Here is a 1,708-nt window from a genome sequence, read left to right as displayed (position 1 = left end):
ATGCCGCGGCGGTCGGCGCGCGTGAACGATGTGCGGACGACGGCGCCGGCGGCCCGGTCGGCGAAGTTCTTGCCCAGGAGCGCGCCGGCCAGGATGCCGGCCACCGGGAGCGGGCCGACCAGGCCGTGCAGGAAGTAGAGCAACCGCACCGAGCGCCGGTCCGCCGGCGGCAGCGCGTGGATCGGGGACGCGATCGCGGTCAGGCTGCGGCAGGCGTCCGGGTGCTCCGCGGCGAAGAAGACGCCGACGTGGCCGCCCCAGGCGTTGCCCAGCCAGTCCACCGGGCCGGTCACGCCCAGGCCGTGCAGCACCTCGCGGGCCGCGACCGCGCAGTCCGACAGGGTGTACGGGCCCGGCGCCGCGCCGCTGCGGCCGTGGCCCGGGCCGTCGATCAGCACCAGCGTCCGCTCGGCGGCCAGCCGCGGCAGCAGGCGCGCCCACGTCGTCGAGTCCACGAACAGGCTGTGCCACAGCACCGCGGGCGGGCCGGAGCCCTCGACCACCACGTTGAGCCGGCCCACGCTGGTCGCCACCGTCGCCATCGCCACACCTCCCGGACAGAAAGCTTCGGAAGCCGAAGCTTCGGTATCCGAAGTATTATCCCGCCGTGAAGCCGACGTCAAGTGACCTGCCGTCCGACCGCGCCGCCGTCGGGCAGCTGCTGGTGCGCCTCCTGCGCCAGTTCCGGGCCGAGATGTTCGAGCCCGCCGCGACCTCCGGCTACGGCGACCTGCGCGAGCCCCACCTGCAGATCTTCGGCAACATCTACGGCGGCGCGCGGCTCACCGAACTGGCCGCCCGGGCCCAGCTCAGCCTGGCCGCCACCTCGGAGCTGGTGAACGACCTGCAGCGGCTGGGCTACCTCGAGCGCCGGCCCGACCCGCAGGACGGCCGGGCCAAGCTGATCGTGCCGACCGCCCGGGGGCGGGCCGCCCTGGCCGACGCGGGCGACCGGGTCGCCGAGATCGAGCAGCACTGGGGTGAGCTGATCGGCCGGGAGCGCTTCGACCAGCTGACCCGCGCGTTGCAGGACCTCCTCGACGCCCTCGAGAAGGGATAGTTCACGCGCGCGTGATAACCATGGTGCCGTGGTCGACTCCGCACTCGTGCTGGGCGCCGGCGGTATCACCGGCATCGCCTGGCAGCTCGGGCTCCTCATCGGACTTCGCGAGGTCGGCGTCGACCTCACCGACGCCGACCTGATCGTCGGCACCTCGGCCGGGTCCGTCACCGGCGCCCTCATCGCATCCGGCCTCGATCCGGTGGACGCCGCGAAGATCGAGGCCCGGCTCGGCGCCGACGACCCGCCGATCCGACCCGACTGGGCCCGCGGCGGAGAGGTGTTCACCCTGCTCGGGGACGAGAGCCGCGATCCCGCCGAGGTACGCGCGCGCGTCGGCGAGCTGGCCCTGGCGGCGGACGTCGGCCCCGAGGAGCCCTACGTCGAGTCCCTGCGCCGCCGCCTGCCGCCGGGTGGCTGGCCCAGCCGCCCGCTGCGCATCACCGGGGTGTCCGCCCACGACGGCACCCCGGTCGTCTGGGACGCCCGCTCCGGCGTCCCGCTTTACCGCGCGGTCGCGGCGAGCTGCGCCGTGCCGTGCATCTTCCCCGCCGTGACGATCGACGGCATCCCCTACATGGACGGCGGCGTCCGCTCCGGCACGAACGCCGACCTCGCCACCGGGGCGGCGCGGGTCGTCGTGCTGGC

Annotated in this window: 3 protein-coding genes; 2 read left to right on the top strand and 1 reads right to left on the bottom strand. The window is 74.8% G+C overall.

Annotated elements, in window-relative coordinates; translation table 11 throughout:
• Nucleotides 1-542 (bottom strand): alpha/beta fold hydrolase (locus AB0H87_RS29140; RefSeq protein WP_360152482.1); only part of this gene is annotated, 542 nt, incomplete at its 3' end.
• A 65-nt stretch (nt 543-607) separates the two neighbouring features.
• On the opposite strand from AB0H87_RS29140, the gene AB0H87_RS29135 reads away from it, so the two are divergent.
• Together AB0H87_RS29135 and AB0H87_RS29130 are read left to right on the top strand one after the other, a co-directional pair.
• Nucleotides 608-1,060, top strand: a complete 453-nt coding sequence (locus AB0H87_RS29135) for a MarR family winged helix-turn-helix transcriptional regulator (protein ID WP_360152479.1) — start codon at nt 608-610, stop codon at nt 1,058-1,060.
• Nucleotides 1,061-1,088: 28 nt separating this feature from the next.
• Nucleotides 1,089-1,708: patatin-like phospholipase family protein (locus AB0H87_RS29130; RefSeq protein ID WP_360152477.1), on the top strand; the 620-nt coding region annotated here is incomplete at its 3' end.

The sequence above is a fragment of the Asanoa sp. NPDC050611 genome (assembly GCF_040654855.1).
Taxonomy (GTDB): domain Bacteria; phylum Actinomycetota; class Actinomycetes; order Mycobacteriales; family Micromonosporaceae; genus Asanoa.
Note: the sequence above shows the minus strand (reverse complement) of the source record. Positions and strands in the feature narration are given on the sequence as shown.